Raw genomic sequence first — 16,341 nt, 5'->3', positions numbered from 1 at the left:
TCGGCCCCCTCGGTACCCCTTGAGCGGCATTTGGACCCGAGGAAATGGCGCCATGGCGCCATTTCCTCGGGTCCAAACGCGACTTGGCCCGCGTCAGCTCTGCTGCTGCACGAACACGGCCACGGTGTGGGCCGGGACGTGGGCGGTGGCGGACGCCGCGTCCCACGTCGCGGTCTGCACCACCGGGTCCGCGCCGTTGGCCTGCACGTCGGAGAGCCGCAGCGACGCGCCCGCCAGCCCGGGCACAGGCTGCTCGATCGCCGCGCCGCTCGCGTTGAACACCACGACCACGTTCCGCAGCCGCGGATCGACGTCGACGCCAACCGTGTCGTCGATGCGCATCACGATCACCTGCGGGTCGCCGGCATCGGTGCCCGAGACGGGGAACGACACCTTCTGCTCGACCAGGTCCGCATCACCGAGCCGGAACAGGTCCGTCGAGAACCGCAGCCGCAGCAGGTCCTCCGCCATCGCCGCGCTGGTCTGGATGTCGGCCGGGGTCGGCTTCAGCGACGGATCGGCGAGCAGCGGACGCATGATCGCCCACTTCCCCCCGTTGGCACCCTCCGGGGGCAACCCACGCCCGAACCCGTTGTCGGTCATCGTGAAGTCGAGCCGGTTGAACCAGTCGCCGCTGTTGTAGGAGTCGCGGTCGAGGCTCTTGGAGCGCAGCAGATCCGTGCCCGCGTGCCAGAAACTCACCGACTGCGAGAGCGACGTCGTCGCCAGCGCCACGTTGTTCAGCCGGACGCGCTCGGCCATCGGGGTGTCGGCCGGCAGCTTGTAGGTGAGCATGTCGAACAGCGTCTCGTTGTCGTGGGCGTCGACGTAGTTGACGATCTCGTCCGGGTCGCTCGCGTACCCGGCGGGGTCACCGTTGTACGAGATGCCCGCCCCGGTGGTCAGCTCGCCGGTCTCCTGGCTGCGCAGGCCGAACTCGCGCAGGTTGCCCGCGAGCCCGATCTGCACCAGATCGGTGTCGTTGGCGCTCGACCCACCCGAGGCGAACCCCAGGTCGGTGCGCGGGTCGTCGTCGAACGGCCCGCCGCCCCGGACGCCGTCGCGCAGCCGGTCGTTGAACGTGGCGATCGACGTGCCATCGAGCGCCCCCTGCCGGGCCTGCGGGAAGCGGGCATCATCGGCGACCTCGCCGAAGTTCCACCCCTCCCCGTAGAGCGTGACGGCGCGGCCGTCCACCCCGTCGCGGGCCGGGGTGAGGGCGTCCAGCGCCGCGCGCACCGCCGCCATGTTGGCCTGCGAGTGATGCCCCATGAGGTCGAACCGGAACCCGTCGACCTTGTAGTCGCGCGCCCACAGCACCACGGCGTCCACCATCAGCTTCTGCGCCATGGCGTGCTCGGTCGCCACGTTCTGGCAGCACGTCGAGGTCTCGACCTGCCCCATCGCGTTGAGTCGGTGGTAGTAGCCCGGCACGATGCGGTCGAAGACGCTCTTGGCCCCCTGACCCGACTCGGCGGTGTGATTGAACACCTGGTCGAGCACCACCCGGAGCCCGGAGTCGTGCAGCGCACCCACCATCGTCCGGAACTCCGCGACGCGGTTGCCGCCGTCCGCCGCGGCGGCCGTGGAGGCGTACGACCCCTCCGGCGTCATGAAGTGCCAGGGGTCGTAGCCCCAGTTGAAGGCGTCCGTGTCCGCCTGCGCGGTCACGCACCGCTGCTGCTCCGAGCTGTCGGGCGCGAACGACGCCAGGTCGCAGTCTGGCGTCGTCTGCCGCGCCGGATCCTCCTCGATGGACGCGATGTCGAACGTCGGCAGCAGGTGCACGGTGTTCAGGCCGGCGTCCGCCAACGCCTCCAGGTGACGCCGCCCATAGCCGTTCTCGGCAAACGCCAGGTAGGAGCCCCGGAGCTCGTCCGGCACGTCCGGGTCGGCCATCGAGAAGTCGCGCACGTGCAGCTCGTAGATCGTCTGGTCCACCTCGTCGCGCAGCGCCGGGGCAGACGCCGTGCGCCACTGCTCGGGCTGCCACCGCTGGTCGCGCAGATCAACGACGACCGACCGCTGGCTGTTCAGCGTGAGGCCCACGGCGTAGGGGTCGGTGACGAGGTTGGTCTCGACCGCACCGGTCGCCGGCACGAACACCGACACCTCGTAGACGTACTCCCGGCCCACCCAGTCGGCCGCGCCGCGGACGCTCCACGTGCCGTCACCCGAGCGCCACATGCGGACGCGCACCGGGTCGCCGTCACCCCCGGCCGGCCACGTCAGCAGGGTGACCTGCTGCGCGGTGGGCGCCCACACGGTCAGCCGCGGGGTGCGCCCGGTGAACGCGACACCCAGCCGGGTTCGCTGCGCGGGCGCCGCGTAGAGGGCGTCGAGCACGCCGGGGATCTGGACGCCCGAGGCGTCGCGCAGGCGTCCGAGGTCGTCGTACATGCCGACGGCGACCTGCCCGCGCAGCAGCTCCGCGGCCTGCCGAGCCGCACGCGGGTCGAGGCGCAGCGCGAGGTAACCCGCCAGGTGCGGGTGGCTCTCGAGCACCGACGCCGGCAGGCCGGCCGGGTCGAGGGTGAGGAGGGCGGAGCGTCCGCCCGTGATGTCCTCGGCGTCGATGGCGAGCCCGCCGGTGCGCGACCAGTGCATCCGCCAGCTCATGCGCGCCGGGTCGGCGATCCCGTCGGCCGGCCACGCGATGAGATCCCGCGTGAGCCAGTGCGCCTTGGCTGACGTGAGGTCGGGCGCGACGCCCGCCTCCGCGCTGGTCACGGTGAGGACGTGGGACGCGAGGTCGTAGCTGAACGTCACCAGCAGCCCGGCCGAGGGCACGGAGAAGCCGATGTTGGCCCCGCCCGGCTCGCCGCCGGCCCCGTAGTCCTCATCCCACGACAGGCCGTGCGCGACCTTCACCTCGTAGTTCCCCGCGGGCAGCGCGGTGGTGGCGAAGGTGTACGTGCCGTCGGCGTCGGGGTCGATCAGCCAGGGCAGCATGCAGCTCGGGTCCCAGTCACCCGGGCAGCCCAGCTCGCTCTGCAGGGAGCCGGGCGCGGTGATGATCGGGCCCTCGGCGTCCGAGGTGGCGTAGTGGCGGGCGTGTTCGTAATAGAAGGTCACCGGCCCGCCGTCGGCGGTGTAGGTGATGTTCGCGCCGCTGGGGACGCCGCCTGCGCCGTAGTTCTCATCCCAGCCGTTGTCGATGGCCGCCTTGTACTCGTGGTCGCCGGCCGGGAGGGTGCCGGCGTCGTAGGTGCGCTTCCACACCGAGTCCTTCGCGTCGAGGGCGAGCTGGGCCTCGGCGCACGCCGGCTGCCAGTCGCCGGCGCAGCCCATCGCGGCGTTGTGGCTGCCGGGCACCGAGACGGCGCCGGGCTGCTCGACGGGGCCGACCGGGCCGGGGCCCCCGTCGCCGCCGGGCGTGGTGGCTTCACCGACGATGCCGTAGGTCGAGGACGCCGACACGTTGCCCGCGTGGTCGCGCAGCACCGCGCGGTACTCCACGAGCGTGCCCTGCGGGAGGGTGCTCACGTCGTGGAAGACGCGGTAGGGCGCGTTGTCGTCGGTGCCCAGCACCGTCCAGTCGGTGGTGCCGACGGGCCGCTGGGCGAAGGTGACCTGGACGAACGCGTTCTCGGGCACGGACGCCGCGACCTCGGCCCGGCCGCCCACGACAGCCCCGGCGGACGGGGTGGTGAGGGCCACGGCCGGTGCCTCCTGGCGCGGGGCCAGGGCGCGTGCGGCGCGATAGACCACGGCGGACAGTGGGGGGACGGTGACGTGGACGCGGGCGTCCGCGTCGCTGAAGAGCCGACCGTTGGTGCCGTAGATGCCGCGGAACATCATGCGCGGGGAGTAGGTGGCCAGGGTCACGTCCTGCGCCGTGGGGGCGTTGTTGGCGACGACCAGGTACTCGACGTTCTCGGTCGCATCGATGCGGCTGACCGCGAACACGCCGGCGTCGTTGGAGGCGTACCGGTGGATCTGCGCGCCGTCGGCCAGCGCCGGGTGGCGCTCGGTGAGGTCACCGAGCGCGGCGATCTGGCGGTAGAGCGGGTGGGTGGTGTCGTAGCGGTCGCGCGCCCCGGACGGCCCGCCGACGACCGGCTCGGCGGCGTACTGGGCGACCTGGGTGGCGAACATGTCCTGGCGGGCGTCCTTGTCGCCGCCGGAGCCGATGAAGCCCTGCTCGTCGCCGTAGTAGACCACCGGCTGACCGCGGGTGAGGAACATCAGCTCGTTGGAGAGCTCGACGCGCTGCAGGAGGTCGTCGCCGGTGTGGCCAGCGCCGGCGAGCATCATCGCGGCGCGTCCCATGTCGTGGTTCCCGGTGAACGTGGGCAGTTGGTAGGCGTTGCTGTCGGGGTCGGTGTAGTAGTCGTCGGCGGCGTAGAACGAACGCAGCTCGGTGGTGGCGTTGCCGCGCGCGAACCCGATCGAGCGGGCCTGGAAGCCGAAGTCGATGACTGCCTGCAGCTGGCCGGCGGTGGTGAACTCCGAGAGGTAGGACGGCGTCGAGTCGTACACCTCGCCGAACATGAAGAAGTCCTCGTTGTTCTCGCGGGCGGCCGCCAGGACGCGCGGGCTGAACTCCTGCCAGAACTCGAGGTTCACGTGCTTGACGGTGTCGATGCGGAACCCGTCGATGCCGAAGTCGGCCCATGTGGAGTAGATGTCGATCATGCCGTCGACCACCTCGGGCCGCTCGGTGAACAGGTCGTCCAGGCCCACGAAGTCGCCGTAGGTGTTGGACTCCCCCGACCACGTGCTGTCGCCGCGGTTGTGGTACAGGGTGCGGTCGTTCAGCCAGGCGGGAACCTTGACGCCGGCGTCCGCCTCGGTGCGGAAGACCGGGGTGTACGGGAACGAGGTGGCCGGATCCAGGGCGGGGAACGGCTGGTTGATGTAGTCGCGGTCGTCGAAGACGGTGCCGGCGGCGTCGGTGTACGGCGCGGCCTCCTTGGTGAGGTAGCTGTACTGGCCCTCGGCGTAGTCGATGACGTCGGCGGTGTGGTTGGTGATGATGTCGAAGTAGACCTTCATGCCGCGCGCGTGGGCGGCGTCGATGAGCTGCTTCATCTCCTCGTTGGTGCCGAGGTGGGGGTCGATCTGGGTGAAGTCGGTGATCCAGTAGCCGTGGTAGCCGGCGCTCGCGTCCGCGCCGCTGCCCTGCACCGGGCGGTTCTTGAAGCTCGGCGTGAGCCAGATGGCCGTGGTGCCGAGACCCTCGATGTAGTCGAGCCGCTCGCTGATGCCGGCGAGGTCGCCGCCATGGTAGAAACCCTTGTCGGTGGGGTCGAACCCGGTGGCGAGCCGGTCGCCGGTCAGGCCGCCGGTGTCGTTGCTGGGGTCGCCGTTGGCGAACCGGTCGGCCATCACGAAGTAGAACTGCTCGCGCGTCACGGGCTCGCGCAGCGAGGTGAGCGCGAGCGCCGCGTCGGCGTCCGTGGCCGGGCCCGAGAGCTCGGCGGGCCGGACGCCCACGGCGTGGGTCTCGTCGTCGTAGCTGAACGTCAGGGACGCCGGCCCCTGCAGCACGAGCGGCAGGTTGGTGCTCGGGTGGGACTCATCCCACGCCCCGTCGAGCGCCACCTTGTACTCCCACGTGCCGGCCGGGACGGCGAAGTCCGCGGCGTAGGTGGTGGTGGTGTCGGGCTTCAGGGTGAGCGCGGTGGCCGCGCAGGTGGGCTGCCAGTCCTCACTGCAGCCGAGTTCGTCCTGCAGGTTGCCCACCAGCGTGACGGTTCGGGGGGCTGCGGGCGCCGGGCTGGCGGGCGCCGCGGTGGCGAACGTCGGGAGGGCCGCAGACGCGGTGGCGACGGCCAGCGCGACGGCCAACGACGTAGCGAGAACACGGTGGGGACGCGACATTGCGAACTCCTGGGAGAGGGATCCGGTGAAACCTGCGGAGGCCCAGCCTAGGCCCGTGCCGCCCCGGAGCACAACACCCGCAGGACGATCCCCCACGGCGACCCCTGACCGGCATTTGGACCCGAGGAAATGGCGCCATGGCGCCATGTGCTCGGGTCCAAATGCCGCTGTGGAGCAGGAGGACGCCGTGGGGGAAGGCGCCGTGGAAGGATGGCGCGCATGCCGATCCACGACGACGTCCTGGCCACCCTGCGCACCTGGGAGCCACCCACGTGGGAGCAGGCCGCCCTGCGCGAGGCCTACGTCGGGTTGCTCCTGGCCCGCCCGGACGCCTGCGCCCGCACCTGCACGCCGGGTCACATCACGGCGTCCACGATCGTGCTGGACGCGACCGGTACTCGGATGCTGCTCACGCTCCATCCGCGCATCGGCCTCTGGGTGCAGCTCGGGGGGCACATCGAGCCCGAGGACGGTTCGCTGCTCGCGGCGGCGCTGCGCGAGGCGACCGAGGAATCCGGCATCGAGGGGTTGGTGATCGACCCCGAGCCGGTGCAGTTGTCGGTGCATCCCATCACCTGCAAGAACTCCCCGCCCACCCGCCACTTCGACGTGCGCTTCGTCGCCTGGGCGCCGGCGGACGCCGTGGCCGTCCGCAGCGAAGAATCCCGAGATCTGCGCTGGTTCTACCTCGACGCCCCGCCCGAGGATTTCCGGCCCGACACAAGGGAGCTCGCCCACTGGGCGGCCCGGCGACCGCGGCCGTGACCAGGTAGCTGGGGGTCTGGCCGGTTGAGGGGCCGAATGAGCGCGGCGGGCTGAGGGCGGCAGCGCGTAGGGAGCCGGGGTGCGGCGTGGGCTGCGGCGGCGGGCGCGGCGTCGGCTGAGGGGCCCTGCCGGTAAGGCCGCCTCCCCTGGCGGACGCCTCGCCACCCTGCCCGTAAGTCCGCCTCCCTGCCCCTAACGCCGCTTCCCTGGCAGACGCCTCGCCACCCTGCCCGTGAGTCCGTCTCCCTGCCCCCAACGTCGCCGCCCTGCCGTCCGTCCACCACCCCAGCGCTGCAACGCTAGGGTCGTGCGTTCTCGTCAGGGTCGCGGTGCCAGCGGCAGGGTCGCGGTTCCAGCGCCAGGGACGCGTCGCCACCCTGCCCCGTAAGTCCGTCTCCCTGCCCCCAACGCCGCCGCCCTGCCGTCCGTCCACCACCCCAGCGCTGCAACACTAGGGTCGTGCGTTCTCGTCAGGGTCGCGGTGCCAGCGGCAGGGGGGCGGCGCCAACAGCAGGGACGCAGCGCCAGCGGCAGGGTCGCGGCCGGCAAGTCAGGCCTCACCTCCGGCCGGCGGGTCGACGCCGACGTCCTTGAGGGCCCCGTCGCCGAGCTCCAGGTGACGTGTGACCCCCAGCCGGGTGAGGAAATCGTCGTCGTGGCTCACCACCAAAAGCCCCCGCGATAGGACGCCAGCGCCTCGACCAGCACGTCGACGGTACGGCGGTCGAGATTGTTGGTTGGCTCGTCGAGCACCAGCAGCTGCGCCGGGGGCTCGGCAAGCAGCAGGGCGGCCAGCTCGACGCGGAACCGCTCGCCACCAGACAGGGTGTTCAGCGGCCGGAACACGTCATCGCGCCGCAGCCGGAACCGCGCCAACCGGTTGCGCAACTCTCCCGCGGGCACGGTAGGCGCCAAGGCCGCCACCCGTTCCAGGGCGGTCGTGCCGGCGGCCGCGGCCAGACGCTGGGGCAGGTAGCCGACGCGGTCGGTCAGCAGCCGCGGCACCACCGGCCCGGACGGCGCCCGTCGACCGAGCAGACTCTCGAGCAGTAGCGTCTTTCCGGCCCCGTTGCGGCCCACGAGCGCGACCCGTTCGGGGCCCACCATCGCGTGCACCACGTCCCCCACGATGAATTCGGCCAGCCGCCGGCCCGCCCCGACCCCCGGGTCGGGCAGGTCGATGCGGACGCCCTCGTCGTCGCGCAACCGGTCCTCCGCGGCGTCCACGGCGGCCCGGGCGGCCTCCACCTTCTCGGACGCCTCGGCGCGCAGGCGTCCGGACTTCTTCTCCGCGCGGTTGCGGTAGAAGTCGGCCGCGGCCTTGCCCTGACCCTCGGCCCGGCGGGATCGGCCGATGCGCTCGTTGCGGGCGATGCGCTGCTCGGCCAGCGCCACCTGACGCCGCTCGACGCGCAGCGCGCCCTGCGCGGTCTGGACGGCGCGCTGCGCCGCAGCCTGCTCGGTGGCCACCTGCTCGGTGTACTCGTCGAACGTGCCGCCGTACACGGTGACGGCCCCGTCGCGGACCTCAGCGATGGCGTCCATGTGGTTGAGCAGCTCGGCGTCGTGGGAGATGACGAGCAGGGTGCCCGACCAGCGTCCCACCAGGTCGTACAAGGCTCGGCGGGTGGGGCGGTCGAGGTTGTTGGTGGGTTCGTCGAGCACCACGACGGGCGTCCGCGCGAGCCGCAGGCCGACGAGGGCGGCAAGCACCACTTCCCCTCCTGACATCGCGGCCACGGGTCGGTCGAGCTCGATGGCGAGGCCCACGGCGTCCAGCTCGGCGTGGGTGCGTTCGGGCAGGTCCCAGTCGGAGCCGACCGTGTCGTAGTGCGCCATGTCGACCGAACCGCCCTCGATGGCGGCCAACGCGTCGAGCGTGGCGCGGACGCCGAGCAGGTCCGCCAGCGTCGCACCCGGGGTGGTGGTGACGGTCTGCGGCAGGTGGGCGACGTCGCCGACGACGTCGACGGTGCCCGACGTCGGGGTGAGGTCACCCGTCACCAGGCGCGCGAGCGTGGTCTTGCCGGAACCGTTGTCGCCGACGATGCCGGTGCGGCCGTCGGAGAAGCTCGTGGTGAGATCGTTGAATTGGACGGTGCTGTCCGGCCAGACCAGCCGGACGTGATGAAAGGTGATGGGGTGAGGCATGCGGGTCTCCGATCGTCAGCAGGGGCGCTGACGCGGGCCCGCGGGCAGCAGGCGACGCTCAGGGTCAGCGCGGGGTCAGCGGCTGCTGCGATCGGTCACAGGAGATCCTCACCTCGGGGATGCGACCCCGCCAGTCTGGCAGCGTCGTCGGTGCCAGAGCAATCCCGGGCGGTCGGGACGCCGCCTCGGGCGTCACGGTCGTGGTGCGCCCGCGCTCAGCACCGATCGGCCACGGGGACGCCCACCGGGTCGCGCCGCCGCGCGAGCATGCGCCGCTGGGCGTCCGCCAGGCGAAGGTCGCGCGTGTCAGCGTCGCCCGGGTCGTCGTTGCCATCACGACCGATCAGCCAGACCAGACCTCGGCCATGCTCCGGGTCGTGCCGGGCGAGCTCGCCGTCGTCCACGACCAACGCGATGGCATAGGTGAGCTGCCCGTTCGCCTCGCGCTGCGCCCAGTCGAGGGCCTGCAGCAGGTCGCAGTCGGTGAGGTCGTGGGTGGAGGTCCAGCCGTGGGTGGCGTCCGGACCGCTGCCATGCAGGTAGACCCGGAAGCGCGGGCAGTCGTTCTCCCACGAGCTGTCCCGCTCGTCGACCTCGATGATCTCCACACGCCCAGTGAATCACCAGGGTGCCCACCGTGGTGCCTCCAGGTGCGGCCGGACGTGGTCGTCGTTCCCGGCGCTCAGGCGGGCCGGGCACCTCGACGCCGCCCCGGAGGGCTCAGCCCGGTGGCAGCAACCCGATGGCCAAGGCCATCGCCATGATCGTCACGAACTCGTTGAGCAGCGTGTAGGGCGTCACTCGGAGGCCACGGGGCTCGAACACGTCGTGCACGAAGAAGCGCGAGGCGGTGAGCCCCACCCACAGAATCAGAGCCGTGACGAGGGCGTTCACGAGAAACGAGCCGCCGTAGAACTCTTGGGCCAGCCAAGCCGCGCCGGCCAGCACCCACGCGGTGACGAAGCTGGCCACCATGATCGAGGGGTACACCCACGGCTTGGGTCCGGCGCTCACCGATGCGTCGGTGTGGCCCACCGCCGCCATCCAACGGTTGCCCATGACCTTGGGGTGGTAGAAGACGAAGCCCACCACCATCGACGCGATCACCGCGGCGAGGACGGCCCAGTAGTTGATCTCGGGAATGTTCACCGGCGCATCATAGGGCCGAGGAGCACCACGAGGCCGTCGAGCCCGGCCACGAGACCTTCGGCCTCGACAGACCCCGGACGACCCCGACCAGCAGCACCCTTGACGCGCGCCACGCCTGCCCTCCACACTCAGCACTGACACGTGCCACCCACGGTGGCGGTCATTCATCACCGAGCCCGCGCAAAGGAGCGTCGTGAAGTTCAAGCCTGTTGCCTCCCTGGTCACCCTCGGTGCGCTCCTCGGCACCGTGCTGGGCTGCGTCCACCCCGTGCCGGACGCCGACGCCAGCACCGCCGCGGGCGGCAGGGTCGCGGTCACCTACACCTCGTACAACGAGGACGAGGGCCCGTACCGGCTCAGCCCGCAGCCCGACAAGACGCTCGGCCCAGTGACGGACGCCACCACGACCACGCTCATCGTCGACCCGTCGATCACCCACCAGTCGTGGGAGGGCTTCGGCTCCACCTTGGAGGACACGACGATCTACCACCTGATGCGGCTGAGCCCGGCCAACCGGGAGGCGGCGCTCCAGGCCCTGTTCTCGGAGGCGAACGGCAACAACTTCAATCTGATGCGCACCACGATCGGGTGCGCCGACTTCTGCCGCACCGCCAAGACCACCGGGTTCTGGACGTACGCCGACAACGGCGGCGTCCCGGACCCCACCCTCGCCAGCTTCTCGATCCAACGCGACATCGACGACGGCAAGATCGCGGTGATCCAGGACATCCTGCGCATCAACCCGGAGGTGCGCCTGTTCGCCTCGATGTGGTCACCGCCGGCCTGGATGAAGACCAGCAACAGCATCGTGGCCCCCGACAACGCCCACTGCCACGCGATGCCGGCCAACTGGCACACCGTGCACCACGGCGCCGCCACGGGTTCCGGCGTCGACTACTACCCCGCGCTCGCCCAGTACTACGTCAAGTACATCGAGGCCTTCCGCGCCCTCGGCATCCCCATCTCGGTCGTGTCCCTGCAGAACGAGCCGGACATCGCGCGCACCTATCCCACGAACTGCTGGACGCCCGAGCAGGGGTCCGAATTCGCCGCCGTCCTCAAGGACGCCTTCCGGGCGGCAGGCATCACGACGCAGATCTGGGGCATCGACGACAACCAGCACACCGCCTTCGGCGTCGTCGACGAGCTGCTCACGACCCCAGAGGGGCGTGACGACGTGGACGGCGTCGGCTACCACAACTACGACGGCCAACCCTTGTGGACGGCCGAGGCCGTCCACGCGCAGTGGCCCACCGAATCGGGCCACCTGACCGAGATCACCCAGGGCGCGAACAAGCTGATCGAGTACCTCCGGGCCGGGCTGAGCTCCTACAACGGCTGGGGCATGATGTTCGAGTTCTCGATGCGGGACGGGGTGTTGTACAACGCCGGGCCGGGCTGGTGGCAGGACATGCCCGTCAACCGGTCCGACCCGGACGCCGACACGCCCCCGGTCATCTGGCCCAAGCCGGGCGACCCGAGCAACTTCGAGCTGAACACGTATTACTACATCCACGGGGCGTTCTCGCGGTACCTGCAGCTCGGGGCCCAGCGGATCGACAGCCCGGGTCGCATCGGGAATTTCACCAACGTGGCCTTTCGCAACCCCGACGGCACGGTGGTGGTGATCGTCGTGAACCGCCCCGACACCCGCTACATCACCACCGTGGAGAACACGCCGCCGGCCACCGTGCGGGTCGCCACGCCTAATGGCGCCTTCACCGACACCCTCCCCGGCGACACGATCGCCACCTACGTCTTCTCCCCCACGGTGGGTGACGCCGTGCCCCGGACGGGGTGGGCCGCCACGGCGTCCCACACCCATGACGCCTACACCGCGCGGCAGGCGATCGACGGCCAGTCGGCCACCCGCTGGATGTCCGGGGTCGACCAGGCGCCCGGCCAGTCGTTCGTCGTCGACCTCGGCGCGGTCCGGACCTTCGACCAGGTGACGCTGAACCAGATGGAGTACCCCTCCCACTTCCCTGCTGGGTACGCGGTGCAGACGTCGGTGGATGGGACGACCTGGGGGCCAGTCGTCGCCCGGGGCGCCGGCACGCCGGCGCTGACCACCATCACCCTTCCACCGCAGTCGGCGCGCCACGTGCGCATCAGCCTCACGGCGAGTGCCCCCCGGTGGTGGTCCATCGGCGAGGTGTCGGTGTTCAACGCCGGACGCGGCGTCCTCCCGCTCGCCGGTGGCCTCACCACCACCGCGTCGGCCTCGCACACGGCGGCCGGCCACGCGCCGGCCCAGGCCCTCGACGGCTCGACGTCCACCGCGTGGACCACGGGCGTGCCGCAGGAACCCGGCCAGTGGTTCCAGGTCGACCTCGGCCGACCGCGCACGTTCAACGCCATCCACCTGGACTCCGACGTCGACAGCGGAGACTTCGCACGGGCCTACATCGTCCAGACCTCCGACGACGGCACCACGTGGAGCGATGTCGTCGCGCGCGGCAACGGGCAGACGGGCGACTCCCACGTCTGGCTCGGGACGCGGACGGCGCGCCACCTCCGCATCACGCTGCAGGTGGCGTGGGAGGCCAACCCGTGGACCATCCACGAGTTCCGGCTGCTCCGCCTCGCCGAGCCACCGCTGACGCGCCAGGGGTGGACGGCCGCGGCGTCCCACAGCGGCGACGCCACGAGCCCGAACGCGGCGCTCGACGGCGATCCGGCCACCCGATGGACGAGCGGGGTCGCCCAGGCTGACGGCCACTGGTTCCAGGTGGATCTGGGGGCGAACCGATGGGTGAACGGGCTACGGCTCGACAGCGGCCCATACGCCGGCGACCGGGGCCGGGCCACCAAGGTGCAGTTGTCGCACGACGGCGTCCGGTGGCGCACGGTCGCCGACGTCGAGGGCCTGGCCGCCGCCAACCTCGTGCTGTTCCCTGTGTCCGAAGCACGCTTCATCCGGGCCGTCCAGACGCTGCCGGCCGCGTCCAACTTCTGGTCGATCGCCGAGGTGGACGTCTTCGGACCGCGGGAGACGACATCCCGCCTGACGCGAATGCCGCAGCACGGGTGGACGGCCACCACCCAACCGGTCGGCGACGGCGACCCGGCAAACGGGATCGACGACCGGCTCACGACCCGCTGGGCGTCCGGGGCTGCCACTGCGGGTGGCGAGTGGTTCCAGATCGACCTGGGCGCCACCCGCACGGCCCGCGCCGTGCAGGTCATCACCTCCGGCCCGATGGAGGCCGGACGGGACCACGCGCGCGGCTACGAGATCTATGTGTCGAACGGCGACGGGTGGGCCAAGGTGGCGACCGGCCAGGGGTACGGGCCGGTGCTGCTGGCCGAGTTCGACCCCCAGCAGGTGCGCTACGTCCAAGTGCGGCAGACCGGTTCGAGCGACACCGCGTGGTGGAGCGTCGGCGAGGTGCACGTCCTCGCCTGAACGGGAGCGGCCCGGGCCCGGCACATTTTCTTTCGACACGGGCCGCCTTTTACAGGCTCACCTCTGGCCTGTTGGTGACACGTGCCAGTAGACTGATCGGCAGCTGCGGCCAGCGAATCAGAGGAGAGAACGGGATGGTGCAGGAACAAAGGCAATCAATCACTCCGGGGCAGGTGTGGTTGGACACCAAGGGAGAACGCATTCACACCCATGGTGGATCCATCATCACCGTCGACGGGGTGTACTACTGGTACGGGGAGAACAAGGAGAAGACGACACCGGGGGGCAGCATCTGGCACTGGGGCGTCCGGTGCTACCGTTCCACCGATTTGTACAACTGGGAGGATCTCGGCACGATCATTCCCCCGGACGAGGACGACCCCACCTCCCCGCTGCATCCGGAGCAGTACCTGGACCGCCCCCACATCCTCTACAACGCCACCACCCGGAAGTTCGTGTGCTGGGTGAAGGTGATGACACCCGGGGAGCCCACGCAGCGCTCGACGGTGCTGGTGGCCGACGCCATCACGGGGCCCTACACGATGGTGCGCAGTTGGCTGAAGCCGCTCGGCATGAACGCCGGCGACTTCGACCTCGTGACGCACCCCGCCGACGGCAAGGGCTACTACTACTTCGGGCGCGTGCACTCGGAGCTGATCTGCGCCGACCTGACCGACGACTACACCGATGTGACGGGGTACTACTCGACCCACTTCCCCCGCCTGCAGCCCCCGTTCGTGCGGGAGGCGCCGTCCTACTTCACCCGCAACGGCCTGCACTACCTGCTCACCTCGGGCACGACGGGCTACTACCCCAACCCGTCGGAGGTGGCCGTCGCGCCCACCTACCACGGCCCCTTCACCGTGCTCGGCGACCCCCACCGGGGCGACGCCTCCCGCACGTCCTACCACGCCCAGATCTCATCGGTCTTCAAGCATCCGGGCAAGAAGGACCTGTACATCGCGTTGGGCGACCGCTGGCTGCCGCACTACCTCGACGACAGCAGCGCGGCGCTGGCCGCCTTCGAGGAGCACTTCGGACGCCCCGAGGGCGGCGACGCGACGCCCATGGCGGAGCTCGCGGCCATCGACACCGCCCAGGCCGACTACGTGTGGCTGCCCCTCACCTTCGAGGATGACCAGGTGTTCATCGACTGGCGCGACGAATGGCGCATCGAGGATTACGACTGAGCTGTCGGTCTGCACCCAGAAACAACGCGGCGCCCCCGATGTCGAATCGGGGGCGCCGCGTCCTTTCTCAGCCCTTGAGCGCCCCGTCGGTGAGGCCCTTCATCACCTGCTGGTTGAGCAGCAGGAAGATGAGCAATGTGGGGACCACCGAGATGCAGATGGACGCGAACGTCGGCCCCCATTCGGTCTGCCCATAGGTGCCCACAAAGTTGAGCAGGCCGGCCTGGATCGTGCGGGAGTCATTGGTGGTCGTGAAGGTGATCGCGAACAGCAGGTCATTCCAGAAGAACAGGAACTGCACGACCGCGATGGTCAAGATGGCATTGCGCAACATGGGCAGGGAGATGCTCCAGAACACCCGGTAGATGCTCGCCCCCTCGATCACGGCGGCCTCGATGATCTCCCTCGGCAGCGACCGGTAGTAGCCGGCCATGATGAAGACCGTCATGGGCAGGCCCGTGGCGGTGTAGGTCACGATGAGGGCGAGCGGGGTGTTCAGGATGCCGCTGCGCACGTAGATCGCGAACAGCGGGAGCAGGATCATCTGCAGCGGCACCATGAGGCCGGCGAGGAAGAGCAGCAACACCCCGTCGCGTCCGCGCCAGCGCATGACCTCCAGGCCGAAGCCGGCCATCACGCCGAGCAGGAGCAACAAGACGATCGACGGGAACGTGGCCACGGCGCTGTTGGTGATGTAGCGCGCCATGTTGCCCCGCGTCCAGGCGTCGGCGTAGTTCTGCCAGTACAGACCCTCCGGCAGCGCCCACATGGGGTTACCGGAGAACTCCGTGGGCGCCTTGACCGAGGAGAGGAACAGCCAGACGAGGGGGACGACCTCGATGGCGATGAGCAGCGTGAGCCCGGCCAGGCCGAGCAGGCGCCCCACCGTCACGCGGGGGCGTCCGTGCGTCGAGGTCAGCGCGGTCATGAGGTGAGGTCCCGTCGTGCGCCGCGGAAGATTGCCACGGTGATCGCCAGGCAGAACAGCGTGAGTGCCATGGCGATCGTGCTGCCCTCGCCGTACTCGCCGTAGGCGAAGGAGGTGCGGAACATCAGCAGGGTGAGCGGGGTGGTCGCCCCGTTGGGGCCGCCGCCGGTGAGGGCGTACACGGAGTCGAACACCTTGATCGTGCCGTTGATGCTGAAGATCAGGCTGGAGATGACGACCGGCAGGACGGCCGGGAGCACGATGTACCGGACGAGCGACAGGCGGTGGGCGCCGTCCAGCCGAGCCGCCTCGATCACGTCGTCGGGGATGGCGACGAGGCCGGCGTACAGCAGCACGGCGTAGAAACCCATGGAGCGCCAGACGTCCATGATGACGATGATCCAGAAGGCGGGGCCGGGTTGGCCCAGCCAGTGCATCATGTCGAAGCCGAAGGCGTCCATCGCGAGGTTGACCGGCCCGGGTTGCGGCACGATCTCGAACAGTTTGACGAACAACTGCGCGACGGCTGCGGTGGGCAGCACCATCGGGAAGAACACCAGCGTGCGGATCAGCGCCGAGGACCGGCGCAGCACGAAGACGTACAGCAGCGCCAGCGCGAAGCCGGCACCTACCTGGAGCACCGTGGCGACGAGCGCGTACTGCACGCTGAACCAGGTGGCCTGCCAGAACAGCGGGTCGGACGCCACGGTCGTGTAGTTCTCGAACCCCACCCACGAGAACCCGCGGATCGGGTTGCCGCCGAAGAAGGTGTAGCCGATCGACCAGAGGATCGGCACCACCATGATCACCGTGTAGAGCGCGAGCGCCGGCGCGACGAAGAACCAGATGGCGCGCCGATCGCCGAGAACCTTCTCCATGCCACCTCCTTGGCTGCGGTGTGTGCCCGGTGCGAACGGCGGGCC

Annotated in this window: 9 protein-coding genes; 3 read left to right on the top strand and 6 right to left on the bottom strand. The window is 70.3% G+C overall.

Annotated elements, in window-relative coordinates:
- Positions 1–93 precede the first annotated feature (93 nt).
- Complete coding sequence (gene pulA / locus PCC79_RS03065) at positions 94–5,826, bottom strand: pullulanase-type alpha-1,6-glucosidase (RefSeq protein ID WP_342372965.1); 5,733 nt, start codon at positions 5,824–5,826, stop codon at positions 94–96.
- 219 nt (positions 5,827–6,045) lie between these two features.
- Between pulA and PCC79_RS03060 the strand changes: the two genes are divergently transcribed.
- On the top strand, positions 6,046–6,591 hold the full coding sequence (locus PCC79_RS03060; RefSeq protein ID WP_342372964.1) for an NUDIX hydrolase: 546 nt from the start codon (positions 6,046–6,048) through the stop codon (positions 6,589–6,591).
- A gap of 660 nt (positions 6,592–7,251) precedes the next feature.
- Here PCC79_RS03060 and PCC79_RS03055 read toward each other — a convergent pair.
- The 3 genes from PCC79_RS03055 to PCC79_RS03045 all read right to left on the bottom strand — a co-directional run bounded on the left by PCC79_RS03055 (position 7,252) and on the right by PCC79_RS03045 (position 9,891).
- The gene (locus PCC79_RS03055; protein WP_342372963.1) at positions 7,252–8,742 is read right to left on the bottom strand and encodes an ATP-binding cassette domain-containing protein; all 1,491 of its coding nucleotides are present in this window, start codon (positions 8,740–8,742) and stop codon (positions 7,252–7,254) included.
- 215 nt (positions 8,743–8,957) lie between these two features.
- Complete coding sequence (locus PCC79_RS03050) at positions 8,958–9,350, bottom strand: hypothetical protein (protein WP_342372962.1); 393 nt, start codon at positions 9,348–9,350, stop codon at positions 8,958–8,960.
- 112 nt (positions 9,351–9,462) lie between these two features.
- On the bottom strand, positions 9,463–9,891 hold the full coding sequence (locus tag PCC79_RS03045; RefSeq protein WP_342372961.1) for a DUF1761 domain-containing protein: 429 nt from the start codon (positions 9,889–9,891) through the stop codon (positions 9,463–9,465).
- 193 nt (positions 9,892–10,084) lie between these two features.
- Here PCC79_RS03045 and PCC79_RS03040 point away from each other — a divergent pair, with 193 nt between their 5' ends.
- Positions 10,085–13,300: a discoidin domain-containing protein gene (locus PCC79_RS03040; RefSeq protein WP_342372960.1), complete on the top strand. Its 3,216-nt coding sequence runs from the start codon at positions 10,085–10,087 to the stop codon at positions 13,298–13,300.
- 134 nt (positions 13,301–13,434) lie between these two features.
- Positions 13,435–14,490 (top strand): family 43 glycosylhydrolase, encoded by a 1,056-nt coding sequence (locus PCC79_RS03035; RefSeq protein WP_342372959.1) that lies wholly within the window; start codon positions 13,435–13,437, stop codon positions 14,488–14,490.
- A 67-nt stretch (positions 14,491–14,557) separates the two neighbouring features.
- Here the strand turns inward: PCC79_RS03035 and PCC79_RS03030 are convergent, their stop codons facing one another.
- Together PCC79_RS03030 and PCC79_RS03025 are read right to left on the bottom strand one after the other, a co-directional pair.
- On the bottom strand, positions 14,558–15,418 hold the full coding sequence (locus PCC79_RS03030; RefSeq protein ID WP_342372958.1) for a carbohydrate ABC transporter permease: 861 nt from the start codon (positions 15,416–15,418) through the stop codon (positions 14,558–14,560).
- Complete coding sequence (locus tag PCC79_RS03025; RefSeq protein ID WP_342372957.1) at positions 15,415–16,296, bottom strand: sugar ABC transporter permease; 882 nt, start codon at positions 16,294–16,296, stop codon at positions 15,415–15,417. The genes PCC79_RS03030 and PCC79_RS03025 overlap by 4 nt, the downstream gene beginning before the upstream one ends.
- Between the last annotated feature and the right edge of the window lie 45 nt (positions 16,297–16,341).

The sequence above is a fragment of the Propioniciclava soli genome (assembly GCF_038502305.1).
GTDB lineage: Bacteria > Actinomycetota > Actinomycetes > Propionibacteriales > Propionibacteriaceae > Propioniciclava > Propioniciclava soli.
This window is presented reverse-complemented; position numbering and strand designations above follow the sequence as displayed.

Coding starts and splice junctions, on each gene's coding strand:
- PCC79_RS03025 (WP_342372957.1), bottom strand. CDS start 16,296: ATGGAGAAGGTTCTCGGCGATCGGCGCGCCATCTGGTTCTTCGTCGCG.
- PCC79_RS03055 (WP_342372963.1), bottom strand. CDS start 8,742: ATGCCTCACCCCATCACCTTTCATCACGTCCGGCTGGTCTGGCCGGAC.
- PCC79_RS03060 (WP_342372964.1), top strand. CDS start 6,046: ATGCCGATCCACGACGACGTCCTGGCCACCCTGCGCACCTGGGAGCCA.
- PCC79_RS03030 (WP_342372958.1), bottom strand. CDS start 15,418: ATGACCGCGCTGACCTCGACGCACGGACGCCCCCGCGTGACGGTGGGG.
- PCC79_RS03035 (WP_342372959.1), top strand. CDS start 13,435: ATGGTGCAGGAACAAAGGCAATCAATCACTCCGGGGCAGGTGTGGTTG.
- pulA (WP_342372965.1), bottom strand. CDS start 5,826: ATGTCGCGTCCCCACCGTGTTCTCGCTACGTCGTTGGCCGTCGCGCTG.